Origin of the sequence: Enterococcus sp. 7E2_DIV0204, assembly GCF_002140855.1 — a bacterium.
GTDB classification, from domain to species: domain Bacteria; phylum Bacillota; class Bacilli; order Lactobacillales; family Enterococcaceae; genus Enterococcus_L; species Enterococcus_L lemimoniae.
In genome coordinates this window covers 1,972,405-1,985,534 of the sequence record NZ_NGKY01000001.1, presented here as the reverse complement: position 1 = coordinate 1,985,534, position 13,130 = coordinate 1,972,405, and the positions used below count along the sequence as shown (strand labels likewise).

Here is a 13,130-nt window from a genome sequence, read left to right as displayed (position 1 = left end):
TTATTTAGGTTATTTCTCAGTAAAAAGTCAACTGTCTTAAACTAAGTAATGCTCTTCTTAGTTATGACAGTTGATCTTTCCGTTTATTAAAACCTGTATTTAAACATTGTTCAGAAATTGTTCTCTTTGATTTTTTGAGGCAGTTTTAACATCAATGTATTTCCATTTTGCTTTTTTTATACCAATATCTTTCAATGTTCCGTTAATAAAAACCGACTTAACATAGTTTCCTTTTACGAATTTTAAGTACCACTTTGGTGCTGTTCCCGTGTTGATGATCGTCGTCTTTTTTATATTAGTGAACAAGCCTTTTAAGCTCAGTCCTGAATCATCATAAGCAATATTTTTTAACATCACTTTATCAAAAAAACCTTTAACGATCGCTGGAAATTCGTACCACCAAGTAGGTGCTATAATAAATAATTCTTCTGTCTCCCCTAACATCTTTTGATATTGAAGGACAAGTGGATCCGTTGTTTGACCTTTAGAAAATAAAGCCAAATCTTTTTCGGAAAAAACTGGATTGAACTGCTCTTTATTTAAATCAATTAATTGATATTTTTTTTGCTCGTTTTTTAAACGCTTAATTACCTTATCCAAAATTGCTTGATTGTAACTGCCCTTCCATGGATGAGCATAAATGATCGTTGTTTTCATCGTGATTCTCCTAACGTAGATTGTTTGATTTCTTGATAAATAGTACTAATTTTGCTGTTGATTTCTGTTTCATACTGCCCATATTCTTTTGCAACAATTTTGGGTTTTAACTCTTTGATCAAGCTTAAAACCATCTGTTCATGTTTGATTTTTTGTTTGATTTCAATTTCTTTTTCTGTTAATAACTGATTGGATCGTTGACTGCAATCATCACTTTCCGGGAATTTCAAGAAAGCCAATAATTCTTTGATTTCTGCGATTGAAAAGCCTACATGCTTCATTACAACTAGGTATTCTAGTAAGATTTTATCTTCTTCATCAAACACACGATACCCATTTTCTTGACGAGTTCCTATTGCAATTCCTTGGCGTTCATAGTATCTAATAGTCGAAAGAGAGATATTCATTTCTCTTTCAACATCTTTTATCTTATACATTAAAACTCACTCCTTTTTTTACGTTCTCAAGGCATCTTAACATTGCACCTAAGAACAATGTCAACAAAAAAGCCACTTCGCTAAAATAAGCGAAGTAGACTGGTACATATCAAAGCTGCTCATCTTTTTTCAAGAACACTGATCAACTATTGTCTTAATTTTTTTGTGGCTTTTGGATCTTTCCCATAAGAAGATAACGCTATCAAATAATCCTGAGATTCGATCGTACTCATATTATAAAAATCACCATCAAGATATTAACTTAGCGTAATTTCAAGTTACGTTTAAGAAAATTAAATAAAACTTTTGAAAAAAAATAGATTTCATTCTTATTTCAAACCCTTTATTATTATTTATAGTACAAATTGTACTGATAATACACAGAAGGAAAGTTATTGTATGAAAAAATTTATTTTAGGGTTAGTAATTTGTTGTTCAATCGGGTTTGGAGCAAGCGTAGTTTATGCGGATGAGGTTGTTAGTGAAGTTAATTCTGGTATGGATATGACACTTGGTGAAATTGAAGATGTTTTAATGGCCTATTTAAAAGAGCAAGGATTAGACTACTCACTTCATTCCAAAGAGCTTTCTGACTATCTATATGATCAATTAACTAGTTCAAGTGATCAAGAGCTAACTAAATTAGACGAATATGATAATATATTAGCTTATGCAGCTGAATATATATATTTAGAAACACTTCCTGAAGAAGATGGGAAAATCTCAACGATTGAAGAGTCGTATGATATGACATTAGCTGATGTTAAAGAAATTGTTGATGAAGAAAATTTAGAGTCTGCACAAACAGCTTCTGAGCAAGAAAATAGTGGACCAAGAATTTCACCTCGTGGAGTCTGGTCAAATAACCATGTCTCTAATTATGCAAGAACTTTTGGAACGCGACCAAATCCAGCATACAATAATTATGATGGCAGAGGTGGAGATTGTACAAATTTTGCTTCACAAGCACTTAGAGCTGGCGGAGCGAAAGATGGAATAACAGGATATCCAGGTTACATTGACTGGTCAAGTAAAAGAACTAGCCAAGGATTAAAAGATTCTGCTGCGTGGATAAATGCAGATGCGTTTAGACAATACTGGCAAGTAAAAGGGCGTAGTGTACGAAGATATTCAAATAGAAATGATGTGAATAAAAATGCCCAGCTTGGAGATATTTTGAATTATGCAAATAAAAAAACTGGTAGATCTTGGCATAATGCTGTAGTAACGGATAAACTGAACGGAAACATTTATATTAGTCAACATAGTACAAACAGAACTAATTGGAATTGGAATAGTATATCTTTGAGCTTAAACGATAATTATGTTTATATTATTAGAGCCATTTAAATTATTTATTAAATGATTCAACCAAATATTGAAATTAAGGAAAATGTCTATGAATCGTGCAAAATGTATACTGCTATTACTTCCACTTTTATATTTAACGTCTTGTTTTTATTCAATAGATAAGAATATAGGAGAATCAAGTGAATATTCAAAAGAAGAAATAGAAGATGCTGTAGCTGTAGTGGAAAATAATTATAAAGAGTTTTTGACTGTTGGTAGACCTATAACTTTAATTTTTGATCAAGAGATCTCCGACAGAGTTCTTAAAGACTATTCTGATGACTATAAAAAAGAGCTAATTGTTCTAAGTTCTGATATTAGAACTAAATTAGTTTCAGGTGCACTCTCTCCATTATCAATCTATAAAGATTATTATTGGATTTTAGAAAAAGATAAAAATAGTTGGAGAATTATTCAAGGAAATTTTTTGAATTAACTGTCGATGTCATTATCTAGTTGTAATTGAAATGAGCCTGGGACATAACACAAAAAGTTATGTTTCAGGCTCTTATTATCCGAATAAAAGGATCATTCGGCAAATCAAGCTGTTTTGTTCAACTGCAGTACGAGGGGTACTAGGAATGGGAAAGTGAATAATTAATAATGCTTGAGTGATTGCTCAGCTCAAAATGACGAACTGTATCAAAAGGGACAGAACTTGATAACCTATCGTTTATTTTTTATTCTTCTAATAACAGTTTGAATTGATCTTTCTTCTTTTTTAGAGCTGCTGGATCTTTCCCATAAGAAGACAACGCAATCAAATAATCCTGAGATTCGATCGTACTCATATTATAAAAATCACTGTTTTCTTTCTTACTACAGTCATTGACCCATTGAGCTTCTGATGCATCGTTTACGATTTTCTGATTGATGGCTTTGGAATTTGTGCAAGCAAAAATTAGATGGGCTTCTTTGATATACTCAGCCATGTAGGTTGCTTTAATCAGCTTTATATTTTCTAATTCATTGAATTCCTCTAAAAAAATTGGTGCAACAAGTGTTACTTGTCCTTTAGCGTTTAAAATCGCAATGGTTTTTCGTAATGCGATTCGGCCACCGCCGATGATCACGATTCTCTTGCCTGTTAAATCAAGCATTACTGGATACATGTAATAGCCCCTTTCACAATTCCTTCTAAATCTACTAAAATTCGTGAATCAAATTCCAGTGTTCTTGAGAGGATAAAATCCGTTTTGGGGAACGCTTCGTTAAGTTTATTTTTCATGATCGTAATCAAATGTCCATCGAATAAAAAGAAAGGAACAATCACTATTTTTTGATCCGTTGATACTTGTTTTTTGATATCTTCTAAGTAGTCTTCCTGCCCTTTCAAACTTGTTGGGATAATGGAAAAACCGACTTGTTGTTGGATTTCGGCTGCAATCTCCGTTAATACTTGTTGTGGTTCATCCGTTTGTTTTGTACCATGCGCGACTAAAATTCCTACTAGTTGTTCATCTGGATACGCCGCCTCTATTTCTTGGAATCGTTCCAACAATACTTGACGGCTACCACTTTTACTGCCGAAGGTTTCTGTTTGCTTGAATTGAACATCTGGATATTGCTCTTTGACTGCTTCAAGTTCATTCGGGATATCCACTAAAGCATGTTTCGCTGCAAATAATAAGACTGGTACAATGATTAATTTAGTGACACCATTTTTGATCATTTTTTCGGCAACAATAGGAATCGTGTCCGAATGGTTTTCTAGAAAAGCTGTTGCTTGGTAAAGTGCTGGATCAATTTTTGTTTCTAATTGCTTAATAAACGCCATCGCTGCCTGATTTTTTTCGGCTTTTTGACTGCCATGAAATACATAAAGAACTCCGATCATCTTTCTCACCTCATAAATCGATTAGTTGATGTTTCATACTATACTGCAATAATTCGCTAAACGTTTCAAACTCTAATTTTTTCATCACATGAGACTTATGCACTTCGACGGTTTTAACAGAAATGAATAGGCGCTCGGCAATTTCTTTATTGCTGTATCCTAGGGCCACTAAGGGTAAAACTTCCCGTTCTCTTTTAGAGAGACGTTCATATTTTGCATCATTTTCTACTGTATCCTTGTTGTTAAGCCAAGTTTCACTATCGTACTCGCCAAACAAAGGATCGATTGCAATCTGCCCATTGATGACTTGTTGAATCGCTTCTAACAAAACAGTATCTTGGGAACTTTTCAGGATATAACCTTTAGCTCCATATTCTAAAGCTGTGCGGACATATTCTTCTTCATCATGCATACTTAAAATGATTGTCTTTACACCTGGAAAATGCTCTTTAATACGACGAGTTGTCTGAAGCCCATTTTCTCCAGGCGGCATTCGCATATCCATCAGCACAACATCAACAGGATATTTTTCAAGAAGTAAAAAAGCCTCTGTACCATCTGCTGCATCTCCAACAACTGTGATATTTTTTTGACTTTCCAGTAATAAACGCAGGCCACTTCTAACCACTGCATGATCATCTGCTATTATAATATTCATCTTACCACCTCCTAATTTAAAAGCGGAACAAATCGGTTAATCCTGTAGAAAATCAGGAAATTGACATTGAAACGCTTTTTGTCTCACTCCATTTTCAGCTTTTTCCAGAAAGGCTAGCCCGCGTAGCTAGATAACAATTAAAGCGTAGCGAGCTCATCCAGCTCTGACAGAAAAATAGGAAAATATGTTTGTGACGCTTTTTGCCACAGGCGGATTTTATCTTTTTTCCGAAGAGCTAGCCCGCTTAGCTAGATAAGACATTGGCAAATGCAACGTCACCGTAGTTCCTTCCATTTCTTCTGATTGAATCCCTAAATGACCACCGATTGATTCAGCTCGTTCTTGCATATGTAAAAGCCCCAATCCATGGCTATGTCCATTTACTTTTTGAAGATCAAATCCTTTACCATGATCCCGAACAGTTAGTACTAAGTGATTTTCTTGTTCACTTAACGTTACCCACAATTCATTCACATCAGCATGTTTCACACTATTCATGACACTTTCTTGTAATACACGATACGTAATGACTTCTATGCTTTCTACAAATCGTTTATTTTCAATCATCGCAATAAAATGAATCTCTACACCTGTTGCTTCTGTTAAGCGATGTAATAAGGCCTCGATTGCTGGAATCAAGCCTAGATCATCCAACGCTGCTGGCCGCAAATCAACAGCGAGTTGTTTCACTTCTCCCAACAATGCAACAAAATCTTCATCGATTTTTTGTAGTTTTGATGGTAACTCCGCCAATTGTTCACACCATTTTAACTGTCGCGTTTCCAACATCAAACTATAAATACTTTGGGCTATTCCATCATGCAATTCTTGGGAAATTGCTCGACGTTCGTTTTCATGTGCTTGGTTGACGTACTCGATCAACCGTTTATTTTGAATGACCTGTTGCAAACGATTTTGAACAGCTACTCGACGAATACTCAATAACGCCATTTTGTGATCGATCATCGTATAACTACCACTGAATTGTTCTTGCTCTCCTGCTTTATTTTCTAGAACAAATGGAAATGCGGCTTGGTCCCAATCCGATCTGACCTCACAATCTAAGCATTTTTCCATGGTAGAATGAAGCATACAGCCTTCACCTCTAGCAATTTCCAAAATTTTTTCTAAAGGAAATGGGTAAGCAGCTTCTAATTCAGCGGCTGCTTTATTTCGTTTGATACAGTTATTTTCCTTGATTAAAAATAGGCTATCTTTTGCTTCTTCAAATAATCTTTCCATTCCATTCATTTCCATCTTCTTCACCTATAAATAAACAGCTAGTTCATTTGTTTTGTCTTTAGCAGCACTCAAAAAATCTTCAGTAACACTGGTTTTCTCTCTAAAACCAAGTAATAATACACCTTTTACTTCACCTGATTTCAACACTGGAAAAGCAGCAATCGTTTCTAGTTTTTCCATTCGTGTGATGGGCAGTTCCACTAATTTTTCTGGTTGTTTTTGTAAAGCTGTTGCTTGATACGGTCGACCTGTTCGCCAAACGATTCCGCCGATACCTTTGCCAACTTGCAAACGAATTTTTTTGTAATTTTGGTTGGTATTTCCCGCTACGTAATTCCAACGAATCACACGAATTTTAGTGCGTTCGTTTATAGTAGAAAGAGCTAATGCGACAAAATCCACCTTTAAGTCTGCTTTGATTTGATCGATTGCTTGTTGCATCTGATCCGTCATTTGACTACTCCTATTCCCTAATTTTTAATAAAAAGCTTGTTTTCTGCTGACTCTTCTCTTATTCTTAAGCCAACATCATCTTATTTTAGAAGGATTTTTTTATGAAAACAACTACTACTTTTAGTCCCAAACGTTTAGTCATGATTATTACGATGACTGTTTTTTCTTTTTCTAGCATGACCACCGCTTTTTTCTTGATGGGAATCAAGGCTTTTCCGTATTTTATCGGTGCCGCTCTTTTCTATTTTATTCCCTACGCTATTATTATAGCAGAATTTACAGGTGTATATAAAAATCATATTGGCGGATTGTATCAGTGGCTTTCCGGTCACCTTTCAGAAAAGGTGGCTTTTATTGCAGCTTTCTTATGGTATTGCAGTTATTTTATTTGGATGATCAGTTTGTTTATGAAACTGTGGATCCCTTCATCTATTTTAGTTTTCGGTCAAGATTTAACGAAAAAAAGCACTTCTTCTTATTTTTCAACACCGATCTTGATTGGTTTGTTATCAATTTTAGCCGTTTCTATTACTTTATTTTTTGTCAGCAGAGGATTTCAAGGGATTGCTGCTGTATTATACCTAAGCGGCATTCTAATGACACTTCTAATCATTGTCAGCTTGGGGAGTAATCTCTGGTTGTGGATCAATGATCATACAGCAATTTTGCCAAATCTTATCGCCAGTTTTAAAGGGGGGCAAGGAAATGCTGCCTCAGGTCAAACGTTGCTTGAGCAGTTAGCCTTTTTGATTTTTGCTATTACAGCGTTTGGCGGATTAGATACGATCGCAAGCCTAGTAGATAAAACCGGCAAACAAAAAAAGAAATTTCCAAAACTATTGATCATCAGTAGTATTTTAGTCGTCGTTTGTTATTTTTTAGGTATCCTTTTATGGAGTGGTGGTACCGATTTAGCTCGTTTAAAGGAAAATGGCAGCATTCACTTAGGGAATTTGATGTATGAGTTAATGGAAAGCTTAGGCTATTCAGTTGGTCGTTCTTTCGCACTAAGTCCAGACCATGCGCAGTGGCTAGCCCAACTTTTCATTCGCTTTACTGCACTAACACTACTGCTTTCTTATATCAGTTTACTCTCAACTATTTTTTATCTTCCGATTCGCACATTGGTTGAAGGAACGCCAAAACATTATTGGCATCCACTTTTAAAACAAAAAAATAAACATGAGATGCCCATTTATGCTTTGCTTATTCAAGGTATTTTGATTAGTTTATTTATTTTAGGCATCAGTTTTGGTAGTCATTATGTTGTTTTTTTATATAATCAATTGACATTGATGACCAACATTTCTCGAGCGATCCCTTACTTACTCGTTGCCCTAGCTTACCCAGCATTTAAGCAAAAGCAATTAGAACAAGAGTCTTCATCCGGTTTGATTCAATCGAAAAGGATAGCTTCATGGATCAGTCTCAGCGTCATCGCCAGTATTGGTTTAGCGATTGGCTTTCAACTGTATCACCCCATCTCACAAGGAAATTGGCTGCAAAGTGTCACTTTAGTGATTGGCCCCTTGTTGTTTACGTTGATCGGTTATTTACTTTATCAGCGATTTCATCGAAAAAATAAAAAAGAATTGGCAGATATCTAAATAAACTATAGTAATAACAAGCGAAATAACAGCCTTTCCTGTACAATGTAAAGTGAGCAACTTTCTGATTCTTCTCGAAAAGGAGAAACAGTTATCTTTTGTACAGGAGGGATTTTTTTGTTTGATTTAGAAAAGGTTCAATCATTGAATGAGCTAGAAATGATCGTTTACCAATATATCTTAGAACATATGAACAGTGTTCCTAAATTAACGATTCGTCAACTTTCCGCCGATTGCCATGTTTCAACTTCAACGATTTTACGTTTTTGTTCCAAAATGGGGTTTGATGGTTTTTCCGAATTAAAATATGCCTTGAAAAAGGAAGATGAGCAACAGCAGCAATCTTTCGAGCAATATTACGATGCTACGATCCATGTCGATTCTTTTTTAAAGCGTCTTAATCAACAAACTTATTATGAAACACTAAAACCTGCGATCACAATGATTGCATCTGCACGCCATATTGTTTTCTCAGGTATTGGCACTAGTGGGATTTTAGGAACTTACGGTAGCCGCTATTTCGCAAACATGGGGATCAATGCTTATAGTATCGGTGATCCATTCACACCAATTCCTCAAAGAGGGTTTGAAAATACGTTAGCAATCATTCTGTCTGTTTCAGGAGAAACCACAGAAGTAATCAAACAAGTAACTGATTTTAAGCGATCTGGTGCCAAAATTATAAGTATCACTAATGATGAACATTCTACGATTGCTCGGTTAGCGGACTATAACATTTCTTATTATATGCCAGATGAACGGTCTGTTTACGCTGATTCTTATATCAATATCACCACACAAATCCCAGTTATCGCAATGATCGAACTATTAGCCCATCAAGCAAGTAAAGAATTTGCAGCCAATAACAACCAACAACAAGACGTTGAATAAATACGCGCTGAAACTTTGGGAAAATTGCTATGGTTTCTTCAAATGGTCTATCCTATTTTTTAGGCACGGCGACTTAGTTAAAAAGGAGTGATGATCAATGACATTTACCATTGAACAGTTAAATAATGAAATTATTACTGGAAAACAATATAAATTTGCCATCCCCAAAACTGCCGAGGATTTCGTTGAAGTAAATACTCAAAAACAAGAAATCTTCGCTGACGAACCCAACAATATCCGAGCACTCATTATCAATGATCCAGATGAAAGTAATGGTACCTATAAATATTTTATTGAACATAGCGAAGGGAACCGAACAGTTGAATTATCAGGTGGTGCTTATGCCGTCTTCACAGGGCATTGGAAAACCCTAGCTGATCTTGATCATTTTATTGGAGCCTGTTATGGTGAACTAGCTCAATCAGCTGAATACAAGATCAATGGCACCAACAATCTCCAGCTGATCGATTTTGAACAAAGGGAAATCATTTTGAAACTACCTGCGAGTCAACATTAAAACTAAGATGTAGAAGTAAATCAACATTGATTTACTTCTACATTTTTTTCTGGATGTTTTTTTACGTGGTACATGTTTCTCAACAGCTTCCAGCTATTTTAAATTCGTATAAATTATCTTATAGTAAATATGTAAACGTATTCATTAGGTTAAAAAAGTGATTAGGACATAAATCTGTGAGTCATATCCTAGTCACTTGGAATCCGGATAAACGGTGGGCTCAGAAGCAACTCCTTCGGAAATAAGCTGAAATTGCTGTAAAACACAACAAGGAACGAGTTGATGTTGCACAGTACCTACCTGGTCATAAAAATTTGAAGAGCACCAGGTAGGTACCAATCATCATCAGTTCGCAAACTCACTGTGATTCTTGGCAATTTTCATGAATTCCTTCTTATCTCTCGGAGTTAAACGCTTCTGTCCCAACCTCATTGAAATACTACTACAGCACTTATTTTCCGTTACTTTAGTTAACCAAAGGAGAAGTTTAGAATGAATGAATGGATCAATGAAAAAGTTCTACCACCCGTGTTAAAATTCGTTAATACTAAAGCGATTACAGCATTAAGAAATGGGATGTTATACACGATGCCCTTTACGATCGTCGGTTCGATTTTTCTATTATTAGCAAACCTACCGATCGAATCTGTAGCAAAATGGATCACGGATAGTGGTCTAGTTGTTTACTTTAATCAAGCATACGGTGCCTCTTTTGCAATCATGTCTATCTTTGCTGTAATCGGGATCGCTTATTCTTATGTCAAAACAGAAGGCTTTGAAGGATTACCTGCCGGAATGATTTCACTCGTTGTCTTTATTTTATTTATGGCACCAGGTGTTACTGATTCAGACAGTGGTGTAACAATCGGCAATGTTATCAATAAAGACTGGACTGCTGGCAAAGGGATGATCACAGCAATCATCGTTGGATTGATCGTCGGTTGGGTTTACAGCTGGTTCTTACGTCACGATATTCGTATCAAATTACCTGAAGCAGTTCCTGAAAATGTTGCAAACTCATTTACAGCTTTAATTCCAGCTGCAGCTTTGATTACTGGCGCAATGTTTGTTTATATTTTCTTTGATAAAGTCTTTAAGACAACGTTCTTCGATTTCATTTACGATGTTTTACAATCTCCACTTCAAGGTGTAACAGACTCATTAGGCGGCGCCTTAGTCCTTGGTTTCTTAGTTCCCCTATTCTGGTTCTTTGGTGTTCACGGTTCAACGATTGTTGGCGGAATCATGGGACCGATATTACAAGCGAACTCTTTAGAAAATACAGATATTTTAAAAGCTGGTAAAGAATTAACTGTTGCCAATGGTGGTCATATCGTAACACAACAATTTTTAGATCAATTTTTAACGGTGACTGGTGCTGGTATGACACTTGGCTTAGTTGTTTATATGGTGTTCTTTGCTAAATCTGCGCAGTTCAAACAATTAGGTCGTTTATCGATTGGTCCTGCAGTATTCAATATCAATGAACCCATTACGTTTGCGACACCGATCGTTATGAACCCAATTATGGCGATTCCGTTTATCTTAACACCCGTTGTTTCATCTGTTATCACGTACTTTGCGCTCTATACTGGTTTAGTGCCATTATTTACAGCGGTTCAAGTCCCTTGGACAACACCTCCGATTATTTCCGGATTATTAGTCGGCGGTTGGCAAGCAGCGCTATTACAAGCATTTGTCTTAACGTTAGGTTTCTTCATCTACTTACCATTTGCTAGAAAAATGGATGCAATCAATTATGCACAAGAAACAAATCAACCCATTACAGAAGAAGTATTAGAAGAAATTGAAGCAGAAGCTTAAAAAAATCCGTTCTAAACTGACTTAAACATCCCTGTACAGCTGATTCCGTTCAAATGATTCCTCCTAGCTGTACAGGGATAATTAAGTATTTCGTCAAAAAAATAGTAAGGTTGTAAGGAGTAGATCACATGTCAATTTTAAGAGAAAATTTCCTTTGGGGCGGCGCAGTTGCTGCTCATCAATTAGAAGGTGGTTGGGACCAAGGTGGTAAAGGTGTTAGTGTTGCTGATGTGATGACGGTAGGCGCTCACGGTGTTCCTAGAAGAATCACAGACGGTGTGTTGCAAGGGGAAAATTACCCCAACCATGAAGCCATCGATTTTTACCATCATTATAAAGAAGATGTAAAATTATTCGCAGACCTTGGGCTAAATTGTTTCCGAACATCGATTGCTTGGACGCGGATTTTCCCCAATGGTGACGAAGCAGAACCAAATGAAGCAGGATTGCAGTTTTATGATGATTTGTTCGATGAATGTTTAAAATATGGAATCGAACCTGTCATTACTTTATCTCATTTTGAAATGCCTTATCATTTAGTCACCGAATATGGTGGTTGGCGTAATCGTAAAATGATCGATTTCTTTGCGAAGTTTGCCCGTGTTTGTTTTGAACGCTATAAAGATAAAGTAACGTATTGGATGACCTTCAATGAAATCAATAACCAAGCGAATTATGCTGAAGACTTTGCTCCCTTTACCAACTCTGGTATTAAGTACCAAGAAGGGGAAGATCGTGAAAAAATCATGTATCAAGCGGCTCACTATGAGTTAGTTGCTAGTGCGCAAGCGGTGAAGATCGGACATGAAATCAATCCTGATTTTCAAATTGGTTGTATGATTGCCATGTGTCCAATTTATCCCTATTCTTGTGATCCAAAAGATATGATGATGTCGGTCAGTGCGATGCAAAAACGATACTGGTTTACGGATGTTCATGTGAGAGGTCATTATCCTAGTTTTATGGAAAATTATTTAGCGCGTAAAGGCTTTGAATTGGATATTACGGAACAAGATTTGACTGATTTAACCCATGGTTGTGTGGATTATATCGGCTTTAGCTACTATATGTCTTTTGCGATCAAAGATCATGAAAAAGGTCCTGCTTTTGATTATGATGAGTCGAAAGATTTAGTCAAGAATCCTTATGTAAAAGCCTCTGACTGGGGTTGGCAAATCGATCCGTTAGGCTTGCGTTATGCCATGAACTGGTTTAATGAGCGTTATGAATTGCCGTTGTTTATTGTGGAAAATGGCTTTGGTGCCATTGATGAAGTTGAAGCAGATGGTACAATCAATGACCAATATCGCATCGATTATTTGAAAGCTCATATTGAGATGATGAAAGAAGCGGTTGAGTTTGATGGGATTCCGTTGATTGGCTATACGCCTTGGGGCTTTATTGATTTGGTTTCCGCGGGGACTGGTGAGATGAAGAAACGGTATGGTTTTATCTATGTGGATAAGGATAATGAAGGACAAGGGACGTTGCAGCGTTCTAAGAAGAAGTCGTTTGATTGGTATCAGCAAGTGATTAAGAGTAATGGTGAAGAGTTGTAAGAGGTTTGGATATAAAAGAAAGGGAAAGCTTAATTTCATAAACACAATTTAGTTTCCCCTTTCTTTTTTACTATGCAAGCAAACTATTGAGTATCAGA

The 13,130-nt window shown here is 36.1% G+C and carries 14 protein-coding genes; 7 read left to right on the top strand and 7 right to left on the bottom strand.

The window, feature by feature from the left end:
* Nucleotides 1-99: 99 nt before the first annotated feature.
* A complete protein-coding gene (locus A5819_RS09230) occupies nt 100-657 on the bottom strand; it encodes an NAD(P)H-dependent oxidoreductase (protein WP_086278519.1) in 558 nt (185 codons plus the stop codon).
* Entirely contained in the window at nt 654-1,094 is a 441-nt protein-coding gene (locus A5819_RS09225; protein WP_086278518.1) for a MerR family transcriptional regulator, read from the bottom strand. The genes A5819_RS09230 and A5819_RS09225 overlap by 4 nt, the downstream gene beginning before the upstream one ends.
* Before the next feature lie 399 nt (nt 1,095-1,493).
* Between A5819_RS09225 and A5819_RS09220 the strand changes: the two genes are divergently transcribed.
* Together A5819_RS09220 and A5819_RS09215 are read left to right on the top strand one after the other, a co-directional pair.
* A complete protein-coding gene (locus A5819_RS09220) occupies nt 1,494-2,444 on the top strand; it encodes an amidase domain-containing protein (RefSeq protein WP_086278517.1) in 951 nt (316 codons plus the stop codon).
* A gap of 49 nt (nt 2,445-2,493) precedes the next feature.
* Nucleotides 2,494-2,880, top strand: coding sequence for a hypothetical protein (locus A5819_RS09215; RefSeq protein WP_086278516.1), 387 nt, complete (start codon nt 2,494-2,496; stop codon nt 2,878-2,880).
* A 244-nt stretch (nt 2,881-3,124) separates the two neighbouring features.
* On the opposite strand, the gene A5819_RS09210 is transcribed toward A5819_RS09215, so the two are convergent.
* The 5 genes from A5819_RS09210 to A5819_RS09190 form a co-directional block, all read right to left on the bottom strand.
* Complete coding sequence (locus tag A5819_RS09210) at nt 3,125-3,556, bottom strand: bifunctional precorrin-2 dehydrogenase/sirohydrochlorin ferrochelatase (RefSeq protein WP_086278515.1); 432 nt, start codon at nt 3,554-3,556, stop codon at nt 3,125-3,127.
* Nucleotides 3,544-4,281, bottom strand: coding sequence for a sirohydrochlorin chelatase (locus A5819_RS09205; protein WP_086278514.1), 738 nt, complete (start codon nt 4,279-4,281; stop codon nt 3,544-3,546). The genes A5819_RS09210 and A5819_RS09205 overlap by 13 nt, the downstream gene beginning before the upstream one ends.
* 10 nt (nt 4,282-4,291) lie before the next feature.
* Nucleotides 4,292-4,939 (bottom strand): response regulator transcription factor, encoded by a 648-nt coding sequence (locus A5819_RS09200; protein WP_086278513.1) that lies wholly within the window; start codon nt 4,937-4,939, stop codon nt 4,292-4,294.
* A 216-nt stretch (nt 4,940-5,155) separates the two neighbouring features.
* Nucleotides 5,156-6,190: a sensor histidine kinase gene (locus A5819_RS09195; RefSeq protein ID WP_254907248.1), complete on the bottom strand. Its 1,035-nt coding sequence runs from the start codon at nt 6,188-6,190 to the stop codon at nt 5,156-5,158.
* A 15-nt stretch (nt 6,191-6,205) separates the two neighbouring features.
* A complete protein-coding gene (locus A5819_RS09190; protein WP_086278511.1) occupies nt 6,206-6,634 on the bottom strand; it encodes a GAF domain-containing protein in 429 nt (142 codons plus the stop codon).
* 101 nt (nt 6,635-6,735) lie between these two features.
* On the opposite strand from A5819_RS09190, the gene A5819_RS09185 reads away from it, so the two are divergent.
* The 5 genes from A5819_RS09185 (at nt 6,736) to A5819_RS09165 (ending at nt 13,032) form a co-directional block, all read left to right on the top strand.
* Nucleotides 6,736-8,241 (top strand): amino acid permease, encoded by a 1,506-nt coding sequence (locus tag A5819_RS09185; RefSeq protein WP_086278510.1) that lies wholly within the window; start codon nt 6,736-6,738, stop codon nt 8,239-8,241.
* 117 nt (nt 8,242-8,358) lie between these two features.
* On the top strand, nt 8,359-9,132 hold the full coding sequence (locus A5819_RS09180) for a MurR/RpiR family transcriptional regulator (protein WP_086278509.1): 774 nt from the start codon (nt 8,359-8,361) through the stop codon (nt 9,130-9,132).
* A 97-nt stretch (nt 9,133-9,229) separates the two neighbouring features.
* A complete protein-coding gene (locus A5819_RS09175) occupies nt 9,230-9,649 on the top strand; it encodes an effector binding domain-containing protein (protein ID WP_086278508.1) in 420 nt (139 codons plus the stop codon).
* Nucleotides 9,650-10,141: 492 nt separating this feature from the next.
* A complete protein-coding gene (locus tag A5819_RS09170) occupies nt 10,142-11,473 on the top strand; it encodes a PTS sugar transporter subunit IIC (protein ID WP_086278507.1) in 1,332 nt (443 codons plus the stop codon).
* 128 nt (nt 11,474-11,601) lie between these two features.
* Entirely contained in the window at nt 11,602-13,032 is a 1,431-nt protein-coding gene (locus A5819_RS09165) for a 6-phospho-beta-glucosidase (protein WP_086278506.1), read from the top strand.
* Nucleotides 13,033-13,130: the final 98 nt, after the last annotated feature.

Bases quoted from the DNA above. Each gene is read 5' to 3' on its own strand.
- A5819_RS09230 (WP_086278519.1), bottom strand. From the start codon at position 657: ATGAAAACAACGATCATTTATGCTCATCCATGGAAGGGCAGTTACAAT.
- A5819_RS09225 (WP_086278518.1), bottom strand. From the start codon at position 1,094: ATGTATAAGATAAAAGATGTTGAAAGAGAAATGAATATCTCTCTTTCG.
- A5819_RS09220 (WP_086278517.1), top strand. From the start codon at position 1,494: ATGAAAAAATTTATTTTAGGGTTAGTAATTTGTTGTTCAATCGGGTTT.
- A5819_RS09215 (WP_086278516.1), top strand. From the start codon at position 2,494: ATGAATCGTGCAAAATGTATACTGCTATTACTTCCACTTTTATATTTA.
- A5819_RS09210 (WP_086278515.1), bottom strand. From the start codon at position 3,556: ATGTATCCAGTAATGCTTGATTTAACAGGCAAGAGAATCGTGATCATC.
- A5819_RS09205 (WP_086278514.1), bottom strand. From the start codon at position 4,281: ATGATCGGAGTTCTTTATGTATTTCATGGCAGTCAAAAAGCCGAAAAA.
- A5819_RS09200 (WP_086278513.1), bottom strand. From the start codon at position 4,939: ATGAATATTATAATAGCAGATGATCATGCAGTGGTTAGAAGTGGCCTG.
- A5819_RS09195 (WP_254907248.1), bottom strand. From the start codon at position 6,190: ATGAATGGAATGGAAAGATTATTTGAAGAAGCAAAAGATAGCCTATTT.
- A5819_RS09190 (WP_086278511.1), bottom strand. From the start codon at position 6,634: ATGACGGATCAGATGCAACAAGCAATCGATCAAATCAAAGCAGACTTA.
- A5819_RS09185 (WP_086278510.1), top strand. From the start codon at position 6,736: ATGAAAACAACTACTACTTTTAGTCCCAAACGTTTAGTCATGATTATT.
- A5819_RS09175 (WP_086278508.1), top strand. From the start codon at position 9,230: ATGACATTTACCATTGAACAGTTAAATAATGAAATTATTACTGGAAAA.
- A5819_RS09170 (WP_086278507.1), top strand. From the start codon at position 10,142: ATGAATGAATGGATCAATGAAAAAGTTCTACCACCCGTGTTAAAATTC.
- A5819_RS09165 (WP_086278506.1), top strand. From the start codon at position 11,602: ATGTCAATTTTAAGAGAAAATTTCCTTTGGGGCGGCGCAGTTGCTGCT.